At 73.6% G+C, this 13,238-nt stretch carries 9 protein-coding genes; 5 read left to right on the forward strand and 4 right to left on the reverse strand.

Features of this window, described 5'->3' with window-relative positions; translation table 11 throughout:
* Nucleotides 1-2: 2 nt before the first annotated feature.
* The 3 genes from ACGFI1_RS08060 to ACGFI1_RS08070 all read right to left on the reverse strand — a co-directional run bounded on the left by ACGFI1_RS08060 (nucleotide 3) and on the right by ACGFI1_RS08070 (nucleotide 4,123).
* The gene (locus ACGFI1_RS08060) at nucleotides 3-1,940 is read right to left on the reverse strand and encodes a fumarate reductase/succinate dehydrogenase flavoprotein subunit (RefSeq protein ID WP_301175253.1); all 1,938 of its coding nucleotides are present in this window, start codon (nucleotides 1,938-1,940) and stop codon (nucleotides 3-5) included.
* A 2-nt stretch (nucleotides 1,941-1,942) separates the two neighbouring features.
* The gene (locus ACGFI1_RS08065) at nucleotides 1,943-2,632 is read right to left on the reverse strand and encodes a succinate dehydrogenase cytochrome b subunit (protein ID WP_387069629.1); all 690 of its coding nucleotides are present in this window, start codon (nucleotides 2,630-2,632) and stop codon (nucleotides 1,943-1,945) included.
* A gap of 258 nt (nucleotides 2,633-2,890) precedes the next feature.
* Nucleotides 2,891-4,123 (reverse strand): PP2C family protein-serine/threonine phosphatase, encoded by a 1,233-nt coding sequence (locus ACGFI1_RS08070; RefSeq protein WP_392784057.1) that lies wholly within the window; start codon nucleotides 4,121-4,123, stop codon nucleotides 2,891-2,893.
* A 310-nt stretch (nucleotides 4,124-4,433) separates the two neighbouring features.
* Here ACGFI1_RS08070 and ACGFI1_RS08075 point away from each other — a divergent pair, with 310 nt between their 5' ends.
* Complete coding sequence (locus tag ACGFI1_RS08075) at nucleotides 4,434-6,179, forward strand: ABC transporter transmembrane domain-containing protein (RefSeq protein WP_392784059.1); 1,746 nt, start codon at nucleotides 4,434-4,436, stop codon at nucleotides 6,177-6,179.
* Nucleotides 6,176-7,900 carry an ABC transporter ATP-binding protein gene (locus ACGFI1_RS08080; RefSeq protein WP_392784061.1) on the forward strand — a complete coding sequence of 575 codons (1,725 nt, stop codon included), beginning with the start codon at nucleotides 6,176-6,178 and terminating at the stop codon, nucleotides 7,898-7,900. The genes ACGFI1_RS08075 and ACGFI1_RS08080 overlap by 4 nt, the downstream gene beginning before the upstream one ends.
* An 80-nt stretch (nucleotides 7,901-7,980) precedes the next feature.
* Here the strand turns inward: ACGFI1_RS08080 and ACGFI1_RS08085 are convergent, their stop codons facing one another.
* Entirely contained in the window at nucleotides 7,981-10,062 is a 2,082-nt protein-coding gene (locus ACGFI1_RS08085) for a S9 family peptidase (RefSeq protein WP_392784063.1), read from the reverse strand.
* 172 nt (nucleotides 10,063-10,234) lie between these two features.
* Here ACGFI1_RS08085 and ACGFI1_RS08090 point away from each other — a divergent pair, with 172 nt between their 5' ends.
* The 3 genes from ACGFI1_RS08090 (at nucleotide 10,235) to ACGFI1_RS08100 (ending at nucleotide 13,232) form a co-directional block, all read left to right on the forward strand.
* Nucleotides 10,235-11,689 carry a serine/threonine-protein kinase gene (locus tag ACGFI1_RS08090; RefSeq protein ID WP_138639861.1) on the forward strand — a complete coding sequence of 485 codons (1,455 nt, stop codon included), beginning with the start codon at nucleotides 10,235-10,237 and terminating at the stop codon, nucleotides 11,687-11,689.
* Nucleotides 11,690-11,782: 93 nt separating this feature from the next.
* Complete coding sequence (gene mshB, locus ACGFI1_RS08095) at nucleotides 11,783-12,694, forward strand: N-acetyl-1-D-myo-inositol-2-amino-2-deoxy-alpha-D-glucopyranoside deacetylase (RefSeq protein WP_301175241.1); 912 nt, start codon at nucleotides 11,783-11,785, stop codon at nucleotides 12,692-12,694.
* A gap of 34 nt (nucleotides 12,695-12,728) precedes the next feature.
* A complete protein-coding gene (locus ACGFI1_RS08100) occupies nucleotides 12,729-13,232 on the forward strand; it encodes a DUF6113 family protein (protein WP_301175242.1) in 504 nt (167 codons plus the stop codon).
* Nucleotides 13,233-13,238 lie beyond the last annotated feature (6 nt).

Raw genomic sequence — 13,238 nt, forward strand, 5'->3', positions numbered from 1 at the left:
TGCTACTTGTACGACCGCTGCGTCGGCTTGACGTATTCGAAGTCCAGGGCCTCCTTGTGGAGGACGGGCTGCTCGCCCTCCCCGGCCCATTCCCAGGCGGCGACGTGGGCGAAGTTCTCGTCGTCGCGCTTGGCCTCGCCGTCCTCGTCCTGGCTCTCGGCCCGGAAGTGGCCGCCGCAGGACTCGGTGCGGTGCAGCGCGTCGATGACCATCAGCTCGGCCAGCTCGAAGAAGTCGGCGACGCGGCCGGCCTTCTCCAGCTGCTGGTTCAGCTCCTCGCCCTTGCCGGTGACCTTGACGCGCGTCCAGAACTCCTCGCGCAGCGCCGGGATGAGCTCCAGGGCCTTGCGCAGGCCCTGCTCGGTGCGCTCCATGCCGCAGTACTCCCACATGATGTGGCCGAGCTCGCGGTGGAAGGAGTCGACGGAGCGGTCCCCGTCGATGGAGAGCAGCTTGTCGATCCGGGTCCGCACCCGCTCCTCGGCCTCGCTGATCGCGGTCTCGGCGACCGGCCCGAACGCGTTGCGGGCGATGTAGTCGCCGATGGTGTTCGGCAGGACGAAGTAGCCGTCGGCGAGCCCCTGCATCAGCGCGGACGCGCCGAGCCGGTTCGCGCCGTGGTCGGAGAAGTTCGCCTCGCCGATCACGAACAGGCCGGGGATCGTGGACTCCAGGTCGTAGTCCACCCAGAGGCCGCCCATCGTGTAGTGGACGGCGGGGTAGATGCGCATCGGCGTCTCGTACGGGTTCTCGCCGGTGATGCGCTCGTACATCTGGAAGAGGTTGCCGTACTTGGCCTCGACCTTGTCGCGGCCGAGCCGCTCGATGGCGTCGGCGAAGTCGAGGTAGACGCCGAGGCCGCCGGGGCCGACGCCGCGCCCCTCGTCGCAGACGTTCTTCGCCGCGCGGGACGCGATGTCGCGCGGGACGAGGTTGCCGAACGAGGGGTAGATGCGCTCCAGGTAGTAGTCGCGCTCGTCCTCGGGGATGTCGTACGGCTTGCGCGTGTCGCCGGCCTTCTTCGGCACCCACACGCGGCCGTCGTTGCGCAGCGACTCCGACATGAGCGTCAGCTTGGACTGGTGGTCGCCGCTGACCGGGATGCACGTCGGGTGGATCTGCGTGTAGCACGGGTTGGCGAACAGGGCGCCGTGCCGGTGGGCGCGCCAGGACGCGGTGACGTTCGAGCCCATCGCGTTCGTGGACAGGAAGTACACGTTGCCGTAGCCGCCGGACGCCAGCACGACCGCGTCCGCGGTGTAGTGCTTGATCTCGCCGTTGATCAGGTTCCGGACGACGACGCCGCGGGCCCGCCCGTCCTCCATGATCAGGTCGAGCATCTCGTGCCGCGGGTACAGCTCCACGTTGCCGGCCTCGACCTGCCGCATCAGCGCCTGGTAGGCGCCGAGGAGCAGCTGCTGGCCCGTCTGGCCGCGGGCGTAGAAGGTGCGGGAGACCTGGGTGCCGCCGAACGAGCGGTTGTCGAGCAGGCCGCCGTACTCGCGGGCGAACGGGACGCCCTGCGCGACGCACTGGTCGATGATGTTCCGGGAGATGTCGGCGAGCCGGTACACGTTCGACTCGCGGGAGCGGAAGTCGCCGCCCTTCACGGTCTCGTAGAACAGCCGGTAGACGCTGTCGCCGTCGTTGCGGTAGTTCTTCGCGGCGTTGATGCCGCCCTGCGCGGCGATCGAGTGGGCGCGGCGCGGCGAGTCCTGGAAGCAGAACTGCTGGACGTGGTAGCCGGCCTCGCCGAGCGTCGCGCCGGCGGAGCCGCCGGCCAGCCCGGTGCCGATGATGATGATCTTCTTCTTGCGCTTGTTGGCCGGGTTGACCTGCTTGGCCTCGAACTTGCGCGTCGTCCAGCGGTCCTCGATGGGGCCCTTGGGCGCCTTGGTGTCGGCGATCGGCTCGCCGGACTTGTAGAAGCTGTCGGTCATGGTCAGCTCACCCATCCGAACGTGATGGAGACGGGGACCGCGATGAAGCCGAGCGTGATCAGCGCGGCGGTGGTCGCGGCCAGGCCCCGCAGGGCGTTGTGGCTGCGCGGGCTGCGCAGCCCGAGCGTCTGGAACGCGCTCCAGATGCCGTGGTTGAGGTGCAGGCCGACGAGCAGGACGGCGACGACGTACCAGAGGGTGATGTACCAGCGGGACGGGTCGAAGTCGGCGACCATCCGCTCGTAGGGGGTGGCGTCGGCGCCCTTGGGGTTCACGACGAAGAACGTGAGGTCCAGCAGGTGCCAGATGATGTAGAAGGCGATGATGACGCCGCCGTACCGCATCGTGCGGACGGCGTAGCCCTGCGCGTTCGACTTCTTCTTCGACTGGTACTTCACGGGGCGCGCGTGGGCGGCGCGCTTGCCGAGGGACACCGCCGACCACATGTGCAGGATCACCGAGACGCCGAGCACGACCTCGATGAGGGTCAGGACGGTCCGGCGCGGTACCGCGGGCTCACCGATCGTGCGCAGCCAGTGCGCGTAGTGGTTGAAGTCCTCCGCGCCCATGAAGATCTTCAGGTTCCCGACCATGTGCGCGACCAGGTACAGCACGAGGATGCCGCCGGTCACCGCCATGACGGCCTTCTTGCCGACGGTCGATCGGTAGATCGCAGGTATCGCTATAGCCACGACCTGCACGTTATGTCCGGATCGGAGAATAGTTCCAAGTCATCAGCGCACTCATGGCGATAGCCGCAGGCTATGGAAGCACGCCGGGCGGGCGTTGTAGCCGTTCCGTGACGTTCCGCCTGGTGAGTGACTTCACAGCGGGTCCGGGAACTCCGCGATCACGTGATCCACAAGACATTGACCGAGGTCAGGGGCCTGTGGTTAGGCACCTGACCACAGCCGCGACGCGCTCGGAAAGCCGTGCCCCGAACGCCGCGCTCAGGAACCGTTGAGTTCGCGTCCGGGCTGGCGGGACAGCAGCAGCACGGCCAGGTCGTCGGTCAGGGCGTCGCCGTTGAGGTGCTCGACCTCGGTCACCAGGTCGTCGATCAGGGCGCGCCCGGTGGCGCCGCTGCCGCGCGCCTTGCGCGCCAGCCCGACCAGGCCGTCGGTGCCGAGCCGGTCCGAGCCGGGGCCGACCTTCCCCTCGATGAGGCCGTCGGTGTAGAGCATCAGGCCCCAGGAGTCGCCGAGGTCGATCTCCGTCGTCGGCCACTCGGCGCCCGGCAGCAGGCCGAGCGCCGGCCCGTGCGCGTAGTCGGGCAGCGCCGCGACCTCGCCGTCCTCGCCGAGGACGCCGTGGAACAGCAGCGGCGCGGGGTGCCCGGCCAGGTGCATCCGCGCGGTCCGCCGGGACGGCGCGATCGTGATCATGCAGAGCGTGGTGAAGATCTCCTCGCTGCGCCGCTCGTGGCCGAGGACGGTGTCGAGGGTGCCGAGCAGCTGCTCGCCGGTGTGCCCGGCGAGCACGAGCGTCCGCCACGCCATCCGGAGCTGGACGCCGAGGGCCGCCTCGTCCGGGCCGTGCCCGCACACGTCCCCGATCATCAGGTGGACGGCGCCGCCCTCGGTCTGCACGGTGTCGTAGAAGTCGCCGCCGAGCAGGGCGCGCCGCCGGCCGGGCCGGTAGCGGGTGTGGTGCCGCAGCGACGCGTCCTCGATCAGCGGGACGGGCAGCAGCCCGCGCTCCAGCCGGGCGTTCTCGCGGCCGAGGATGCGGGCCTCGACGAGCCGCCGCTCGGTCTCCTCCGAGCGCTTGCGCTCGATGGCGTAGCGGATCGCGCGGGCCAGCAGCGGGGCGTCGACCTCCTGCTTGACCAGGTAGTCCTCGGCGCCGGCGGCGACGGCCTGGACGCCGAGGTGGGCGTCGTCGAGGCCGGTCAGCACGACCACGGCGGCGGTCTCGGACAGGGCCAGCACCTGGCGCAGCCCGTCCAGCCGGTCGATGCCGGGGGTGGACAGGTCGACGAGGATGCACTGCGTGCGGCGGGTCAGCGACCGCCGGGCCTCGGCGAGGTCGGACGCGACGGCGATGGCGGCGTCCAGGCCGCTCTCGGCGAGCATCTTCTCGACCATGAGGACGTCGGAGGGGTCGGCGTCGATGAGGAGCAGGTCGGTCCTGTCCTCGGCCCCCGGTGCGAAGGGGTACGTCTGATGGCTGATTGTGCTCACAGGGCTTCCGGAAGTCGGGCTGACGGCACTGGCAACGGCCGGTTGAGCCTCGCTTATTCCCGTGGGTGCGGGAGGGCGCGGCGGGCCGCGCCGGGGCAGCGGCATCGGCCTAGCCGCCAGGGTCCCGGCTCAAGGAGCGGAGGAAGCGTCGCTCCGTACGCCCCGACCTTAGCGTGCCGCCGCGGCCCGGCGCACCTCCCGCGCGCGTCCCGATCACGATTTGCGGGCGGTCCGAAAGTCGTCCGAGCCGCGTCCGGCCAGGTGAAAAACCAGTCGAACTCGCGGGGCCCCGCTGCATAACCTTCGTCAGGTGAAGCCGCTGCCGGAGAAAAATCCTGGCACGCCCGACCACGTCCTCCGCCGAGGCAGAGCCTCCCGCGGCGCCCGCAGCGGCGCCGGCGGAGCATCCGCGCGCTACCTGCTGTGGCTGGCGCGCGTCCAGTGGCGCAGCATCGCCGCGGGCGCGCTCCTCGGCGTGGTCTGGATGCTCAGCCAGGCATTGATGCCCGCCGCGATCGGCCGCGCCATCGGCGACGGCATCGCGGCGCGGGACGAGCGCGCCCTGCTGGCGTGGTCCGGTGTGCTGCTCGGCCTCGGGGTCGTGCAGGCCGTCACGGGCGCCGTCCGGCACCGGTTCGCCGTCTACAACTGGCTCGCCTCCGCCTACCGGACGGTCCAGCTCGTCACCCGGCAGTCGACCCGCCTCGGCGGGACGCTGCCGAAGCGGCTGAGCGCGGGCGAGGTGGTGAGCATCGGGCTGTCCGACGTGTCGCACATCGGCGACACGATCGACATCCTCTCCCGCGGCTCGGGCGCCGTGGTCGCGATCGTCGCGGTGGCCGCGATCCTGCTCAGCACCTCGCCCCCGCTCGGCCTGATCGTGCTGGTCGGGGTGCCGCTGATCCTGGCGATCGCGGCGCCGCTGCTGCGCCCCTACCGCGACCGCGAGCTGGCGCACCGCGAGCTGGTCGGCGAGCTGAGCTCGCACGCCACCGACCTCGTCGCGGGCCTGCGGGTGCTGCGCGGCATCGGCGGCGAGACGCTGTTCTCCGGCCGCTACCGCGCCGAGTCGCAGCGGGTGCGCGCGGCCGGGGTGGCGGTCGCGCGGGCCGAGACCCGGATGAACGGCGCCGAGGTGCTGCTGCCCGGGCTGCTGATCGCGCTGGTCACCTGGGTCGGCGCCCGGTTCGCCGCCGAGCGGACGATCAGCGTCGGGGAGCTGGTCGCCTTCTACGGGTACGCGGTGTTCCTGATCGTGCCGCTGAAGACGCTCGGCGAGGCCGCCGGCAAGATCACCAAGGGGCTCGTGGCGGCGGGCCGGGTGACCGCGCTGCTGGAGATCGACCCCGAGCTGCCGGCCGCCGGGACGGCCCGCCCGGCGGCGTCCGCCGAGCTGGTCGACATCGCGTCCGGGCTGGTCGTGCGGCCGGGGCGGGTGACCGCGGTCGCCGCGGCCGACCCGCGCGACGCGCAGGCCGTCGCCGACCGGCTCGGCCGGTACGCCGACGGCGACGTCGACTTCGGCGGCATCCCGCTGCACGCGGTCGCGGACGTCCGGAAGCGGATCCTGGTCGCCGTCAACGAGGACCGCCTCTTCTCCGGGCCGCTGGCCGAGTCGCTGGCACCGGACGCCGACGAGGCGGTACTGAAGGAGGCCGTCTACGCGGCCTGCGCCGAGGACGTCGTCGCCTCCGTCGGGCTGGACGCGCATGTGGCCGAGGCCGGACGGGAGTTCTCCGGCGGCCAGCAGCAGCGCCTGCGCCTTGCGCGGGCGCTCGCCGCAGACCCCGACGTCCTCATCCTGGTGGAGCCGACCAGCGCGGTGGACGCGCACACCGAAGCACGCATCGCCGACAGGCTCGGCCAAGCGCGCGCGGGCCGCACCACCGTGGTGTGCACGACCAGCCCGCTGATGCTGGACCGCGCAGATCACGTCGTATTCATCCAAGACGGAATGGTCGTCGCAGAAGGAGCACATCGCGACCTCCTGGAGGCAGAGCCGCGCTACGCGGCCACCGTCACCAGGGGAGCGACCGCGGAAAGGGCGGAGGCATGAGCACCGAGACGCTGCCGGTCGCGACGTCCGCGCAGGTGCGGGCGTACGCGCGGCGGCTCGTGCTGCGGCACCCCCGCGCCCTCGCCGGGGTGCTCGGCCTGCACGCGCTGGCCGCCGTGGCGGGCCTGGTCACGCCGCGGCTGCTCGGCGCGCTCGTCGAGGACGTCCGCGACGGGCACGCCGCCATCGACACCGCCGGCCTCGCCATCGCCGGGTTCGTGATCGCGCAGGGCGTGCTGATCCGGTACGCCTACCTGGCGTCGGCGAAGCTCGGCGAGCGGGTGCTGGCCGAGCTGCGCGAGGAGTTCGTCGACCGGGTGCTGGCGCTGCCGCTGTCCACGGTCGAGCGGGCCGGCACCGGCGACCTGGTCACCCGCGCGTCCCGCGACGTGGACACGCTCAGCACGTCCGTCCGGTACGCGATGCCGGAGACGCTCGTCGCGATCGTCGTCGGCGCGTTCACGTTCGGCGCGCTGCTGCTGAACGGCCCGCTCGTCGCGCTGCCCGCGCTGGTCGCCGTGCCGTTCCTGGTCGCGGTGATGCGCTGGTACCTGCCCCGCGCCCACGTCGGCTACCTGCGGGAGAACGAGGCGTGGTCGCGGATCGCCGGCAGCCTCACCGAGACCGTCCAGGGCGCGCGGACCGTCGAGGCGCTCGGCCTCGCCGACCGCCGCCACCGCCGCGGCGACGACGACATCGCGGTCTCCTACAAGGCCGAGCGGTACACGCTGCGGCTGCGCATGTTCCTGTTCCCGGTGGCCGAGCTGAGCTTCGTGCTGCCCGTGGTGTCGACCCTGTTCGTCGGCGGCCTCCTCTACATGCACGACATGGCGACGCTCGGGCAGGTGACCGCCGCGACCCTGTACGCGCAGCTGCTCATCGAGCCGGTGGACACCATGCTCTCCTGGCTGGACGAGCTGCAGCTCGGCGGCGCGTCGCTGGCCCGCCTGCTCGGCGTCGGCAACGTCCCGCCCGACCGGGCGCCGGGCGACGCCCTGCCCGCCGGCGACCGGCTCACGGCGCGCCGCGTCCGCTACCACTACCGACCGGGCAAGGACGTCCTGCACGGCGTGGACCTCGACCTGCGGCCCGGCGAGCGGCTCGCGATGGTCGGGCCGAGCGGCGCCGGCAAGTCCACCCTCGGCCGGCTGCTCGCCGGGGTGGACGGCCCGCGCGCGGGCGCCGTCACCGTCGGCGGCGTCCCGCTGGTGGAGCTGCCGCTGGACGGCCTGCGCCGCGAGGTCGCGCTGGTCACGCAGGAGCACCACGTGTTCCGCGGCACGCTCCGCGAGAACCTCGCGATGGCCCGCGAGGACGCCACCGACGAGGAGATCCGCCGGGTCCTCGCCGCGGTCGAGTGGGACGGGCCGGACCTCGGCACCGTCGTCGGCTCCGGCGGCGCCTCGCTGACGCCCGCGCAGGCGCAGCAGCTCGCGCTGGCCCGGCTCGTCCTCGCCGACCCGCACACCCTGGTGCTGGACGAGGCGACGTCGCTGCTCGACCCGCGCGCCGCCCGCCGCCTGGAGCGCTCGCTCGCCGCCGTCCTGGACGGCCGGACCGTCGTGGCGATCGCGCACCGCCTCCACACCGCCCACGACGCCGACCGTGTGGCGGTGGTGGAGGACGGGCGCATCACCGAGCTCGGCACCCACGAGGACCTACTGGCCCAGAAGGGCTCCTACGCGGCCCTGTGGGCGTCCTGGCACGGCTCAGCCGGCTAGCACCGCGCGGCTCAGCGGGTCAGCACCGCGCGGCTCAGCGGGCCAGCACCGCGCGGCTCAGCGGGCCAGCACCGCGCGGCTCAGCGGGTCAGCACCGACTTCAGGTAGTCGACCTGGATGTGGAGGAGGTTCTCCGCGACGACCTCCTGCGGGGTCATGTGGGTGACGCCCGACAGCGGCAGCACGGTGTGCGGGCGCCCGGCGGCCAGCAGCGCCGACGAGAACCGCAGCGTGTGCGCGGCCACCACGTTGTCGTCCGCGAGCCCGTGGATGACCATCAGGGGCCGCTTCAGGTCAGCGGCCCGCTCGATGAGCGAGTTCGCGGCGTAGAGCTCCGGCTCCTCGTCCGGGTGGCCGAGGTACCGCTCGGTGTAGTGGGTGTCGTACAGCCGCCAGTCGGTGACGGGCGCGCCCGCGATGCCCACGTGGAACACGTCCGGCCGCTCCAGGACGGCGAGGCCCGCGAGCCAGCCGCCGAACGACCAGCCGCGGATGCCGACCCGGTCGAGGTCGAGCGCGGCCGGGTGCTTGCGCGCCGCCTCGATCAGCGCGGTGATCTGGTCGTCGAGCACGGGCCCGACGAAGTCGCCGTGCACCGAGCGCTCCCACGCCGGGCCGCGCGCGGGCGTGCCGCGGCCGTCCGCGATCACGACGGCGAAGCCCTGGTCGGCGAGCCACTGCGGCTCGCAGTACATGCGCTGCACGGCGAGGACGCGCTGGGCGTGGGGCCCGCCGTAGGGGTCCATGAGGACGGGCAGCCGCCCCTGGTCGGGCTCCCAGCCGGTGGGCAGCAGCACGGCGGTGCGGATCTCCCGGTCGCCGGCCCGCAGCAGCTCCACCTTCGGGGTGATCACCGGGGTCTCGGCGAACGAGGCGACCGGGTGCGTCCCGGCGGGGGTGCGCACCTCGGTCTCCGAGCCGGGGCGGTCGAGCCGCGCGCCCGTCACGACGGTGATCCCGCCGGACCGGATGCCGCCGAAGACGCCCGCCCCCTCGGTCAGCCGGGTGGTCTCGCGGCTGGCATAGGAGTACAGGTGGACCTCGGTGGGCTCCTCCGAGCCGGTGAACAGGATCGACTCGCCGTCCACCCCGAGCACCGACCGGACCTGCAGCCCCACGGGCGTGACCGGCTTGCCGCCGACGGTGATGCGGCGCGTGTCGGCGTCGCGGTCCTCGGTGGTCCAGACGAGGTCGCCGGAGGCCGTCCGGACGGGCAGGCCGGGGACGATCTCCGTCCACACCGGGTCGTGCTCGGTGTGCAGGAGGGACGTCGCGCCGTTGGTCGGGTCGACGCTCAGCACCCGCTGCGAGCGCTGGTCGCGCGGCTGCACGACGATCAGCAGGCCGTGCCGGTCCCAGGAGGCCGCCACGAAGTAGGGGAACATGCCGCGGTCCCAGGCGACGGCGGTGCGCCGGCCGTCCACCTTCAGCAGCACGAGCGAGACCAGCGCGTTCGGCGTGCCGGCCGCCGGGTAGGCGATCTCGGACGGCGGCCGGTCGGGGTTGGCGGGGTCGGCGATGTGCCAGCGCTGCACCGGCGTCTCGTCCACCCGCGCCGCCAGCAGCGTGCCGCCGTCGGGGGACCACCAGTGGCCGCGCATCCGGCCCATCTCCTCCGCCGCGACGAACTCGGCGAGGCCGTAGGACACCTGGTCGGACTCCGGCTGGACGAGCGCCCGGTCGTCGGTGCCGTCCATCTCGATGACGCGCAGCGTCCGGCCCGACACGTAGGCGATCCGCCGCCCGGCCGGGTCGGGGCGCGGGTCGAACACGGGCGTCCGCGCGGGCAGCTCGCGGACCAGCGCGGTGCCGAGGTCGACCGCGTACAGCCGCCCGGCCAGCGTGAACACCGCCTGCCGCATGCCCTGGTCGGTGGCGTAGCCGACGATGCCGCCCGCCTGCTCGCGGGCGCGCTCGCGCCGGGCCCGCTCCTCGGCGGGCAGGTCCTCCTCGCCGGGGACGTCCAGCGCCGCCGGGTCGGCGACGCACTCCTCCTCGCCGGTCGCGGTGTCCAGCGTCCACAGGCAGGTGACCGGATCGTCGCCCGCCCTGGTGCGCAGGAACGTCACGCGCGACTCGTCCGGCGCGATCTGGAAGGCGCGCGGAACGCCGAGGCTGAACCGGCGGGTGCGGGCGCTCTGCCGCGGATAGCTGATGCTCATGGCACCCGAGTCTGCCAGGATGCCCGGGAAGTACGGCGCACGGCGGTCTCCTGCCCTCTATGATCACGGGTCGTCGCGTGGTGGCCGGGGAACGTCCCGTGCCCGGGTCCGCGCTCGCGTAAGCTCAAAGCTTCCCCAAGCACTTTTTTCGTCGCGGGCTGAGGAGTGGTCAATGCCGGAGCTGCAGCCGGGAGATCCCCGGCGGCTTGGCTCGTACGAGATCGTCGAGCGGCTCGGCGAGGGCGGCCAGGGCGTCGTCTACGCCGGGGTCGACGCCTCCGGGAACCGCGCCGCGATCAAGCTGCTGCGCGCCGACCTCGCCGGGGACACGATGGCGCGCACCCGGTTCGTCCGGGAGGCGCAGGCCGCCAAGCAGGTCGCGCGGTTCTGCACCGCGCAGGTCCTGGAGGCCGACGTCGCGGGCGACCAGCCCTACATCGCCAGCGAGTACGTGCCGGGCCCCTCGCTCTACAAGCAGGTCACCGAGACCGGCCCGATCGGCGGCGCGGCCCTCGACCGGCTCGCGATCGGCACCGCGACCGCGCTGGTCGCGATCCACCAGGCCGGCATCGTGCACCGCGACTTCAAGCCGCACAACGTCATCATGGCGCCGGACGGCCCGCGGGTGATCGACTTCGGCATCGCGCGCGCCCTGGACACCGGGCAGACGAACGCGACGAAGGCGATCGGCACGCCGTCCTACATGGCGCCGGAGCAGGTGGCGGGCGCCACCCTCACCGAGGCCGTGGACGTGTGGGCGTGGGCGACGACGATCGTGTTCGCCGCGACCGGCCACCCGCCGTTCGGCGACGACACCGTGGTCGCGGTGATCAACCGGGTGATGCACGAGCCGCCGATGCTGGACGGCGTCCCGCCCGACCTGCACCGGCTGATCGCGGCGTGCCTGGTCAAGGAGCCCGAGCGGCGGCCGACCGCGCAGCAGATCATGATGGCGCTGATCGGCAGCGGGCCGGGCGGCGCCGGGCAGACCCGCATGGACGACCCCGCGCAGGCCACCACGATGCTCGCGGAGGGCTCCACGCTCGCCGCGGGCGGGCTCGGCGCGGCCGGGCTCGCGGGCGCGGGCGCCACCCACCCGGGCGGCCCCGCCGGCGGGACGCGCCGCGTCTCACCGTCGGAGTACACCGGGAGCCTGCCGCCCGCGGGGCCTCCGGGCGGCGGCGCCGGCCGGGCCCGGTACGACGACTGGGAGCCCGAGCGCAAGTCCAAGTGGCCGATCGTCGCGGCCGTCGCCGCGATCGCCGTGCTGGCGCTCGTCGTCGGCGTGTACGCGGCGACCCGCGGCGGTGGCGACTCGCCGAACGCGCCGGTCACGCCGTCGGTGAGCGAATCGTCGGAGGTCTCCGAGACCCCGACGTCCGAGGAGCCGGAAGAGCCGACGCCGACCCGTACCCGGACGCGCCGCAACACTCCGCCGCCGCAGCAGTCGACCGCGCCGACCTCCGAGGCGCCCACCAGCGAGACGCCGACGTCCGAGGCGCCGACCAGCGAGACGCCCACGTCCGGCCCGCCGACCGGTGACGGCGGCGACGGCGGTGACGGCGGCGACGGTCCCGGCCCCGGTGCGGGCGGCGGCGGTGGCGGCGGGCCCGGCTCGGGCGGCTGACCCGCCGTCAGGACCCGCCGCGGGGACCCGCCGGACCGTGCGGGGCAGGGCGGTCATCGCCGCCGCCCCGTGCTCTGAGTAGGCTCGTTGACTATGAAGGAGCCGCGGATCCTGTTCGTCCACGCCCATCCGGACGACGAGTCCATCGGGACCGGGGCGACCATGGCCAAGTACGCCGCCGAGGGCGCCCACGTCTGTCTCGTCACCTGCACCCTGGGCGAGGAGGGCGAGGTGATCCCGGAGGAGCTGCGCCACCTGGCCTCCGACAAGGAGGACAGCCTCGGCGAGTACCGGATCGGGGAGCTGGCGGCGGCGTGCGCGGCGCTCGGCGTCCGCGACCACCGCTTCCTCGGCGGCGCGGGCCGCTGGCGCGACTCCGGCATGATGGGCGCGCCCACCAACGACGACCCGCGCTGCTTCTGGCGGGCGGACGTCGACACCGCCGCCGCCGACCTCGTCCCGGTGATCCGGGAGGTCCGGCCGCAGGTGATCGTCACCTACGACGAGCGCGGCAACTACGGGCACCCCGACCACATCCAGGCGCACCGCGTCGCGTGGCGGGCGTTCGAGCTGGCCGCCGACCCGTCGTTCACGGAGGGCGGTGAGCCGTGGCGGGCCGCCAAGTTCTACGCCTACGCCACCCCGCGCACCGTCCTCGCGCGGGCGATCGCGGTGATGCGGGAGGCGAAGCTGCCGTTCGCGCGCGTCGCCGGGCTGGACGAACTCGGCTCCGGCGTGCCCGACGGGCAGGTCACCACGGTGGTGGACGCCCGCGCGCACCTGCCCGCCAAGCTCGCCGCGCTGCGCGCCCACCGCACCCAGATCGTCGTGGCGCCCGACCAGGTCGGCCCGTTCTTCGCGCTGTCGAACAACCTGGGGCAGCAGGCGTTCGGCACCGAGTACTACATCCTCCAGGCCGGCGAGCAGGGCCCGGTCGGCCCCGGCCGCCGCGAGCGCGACCTGTTCGCGGGCCTCGCCGAGCAGGGCCCCGGCGACGACGCCTGACCGCCGCGGGACCCGCGGCCGGTAGCCTGAATCCGTGCACAAGGACGACGACGAGGCGCGGGTGAGCCTCGCCAAGGACGGCCCCCCGGCGGACGGTGCGGCGGGCGCGTCCCTCGCGCGGGAGCCCCGCGCCGAGGGCCCGCTGGACGCGTTCGTGTCCGGCGCCGCCTACGCCGCGCTCGCCCTGCTCGGCGCGGTCTTCGGCGTGGTCGGCTCGTTCAGCCAGGACTGGACGCTCGGCCCGGTCCCGGTCGCCGCGATCGTCCTGGTCGCGCTGGTCTTCGCGATGGCCCGGCTGGCCGGGCACGGGATGGGCGGCCGGCTCGGCGCGACGGTCCCGGCGGTGGTGTGGGGCGTGGTGGTGTTCGTCCTGTCGATGCGCCGCGGCGAGGGCGACCTCGTCATCCCCGGCACCCTCCCGGGATACCTGTTCATCGTCGGCGGCATGCTCGCCGCGGTTGCCGGCATCATGACGGTGCCGCCGGCCCGCCCGCCGGGCGACTGGCTGCTCGGCAGGGCGGGCCGGGTCCGCGACTAGCGGTTC

The sequence above is a fragment of the Actinomadura geliboluensis genome, from assembly GCF_043197915.1.
GTDB lineage: Bacteria > Actinomycetota > Actinomycetes > Streptosporangiales > Streptosporangiaceae > Spirillospora > Spirillospora geliboluensis.

Bases quoted from the DNA above. Each gene is read 5' to 3' on its own strand.
- ACGFI1_RS08060 (WP_301175253.1), bottom strand. From the start codon at position 1,940: ATGACCGACAGCTTCTACAAGTCCGGCGAGCCGATCGCCGACACCAAG.
- ACGFI1_RS08080 (WP_392784061.1), top strand. From the start codon at position 6,176: ATGAGCACCGAGACGCTGCCGGTCGCGACGTCCGCGCAGGTGCGGGCG.
- ACGFI1_RS08085 (WP_392784063.1), bottom strand. From the start codon at position 10,062: ATGAGCATCAGCTATCCGCGGCAGAGCGCCCGCACCCGCCGGTTCAGC.
- ACGFI1_RS08090 (WP_138639861.1), top strand. From the start codon at position 10,235: ATGCCGGAGCTGCAGCCGGGAGATCCCCGGCGGCTTGGCTCGTACGAG.
- mshB (WP_301175241.1), top strand. From the start codon at position 11,783: ATGAAGGAGCCGCGGATCCTGTTCGTCCACGCCCATCCGGACGACGAG.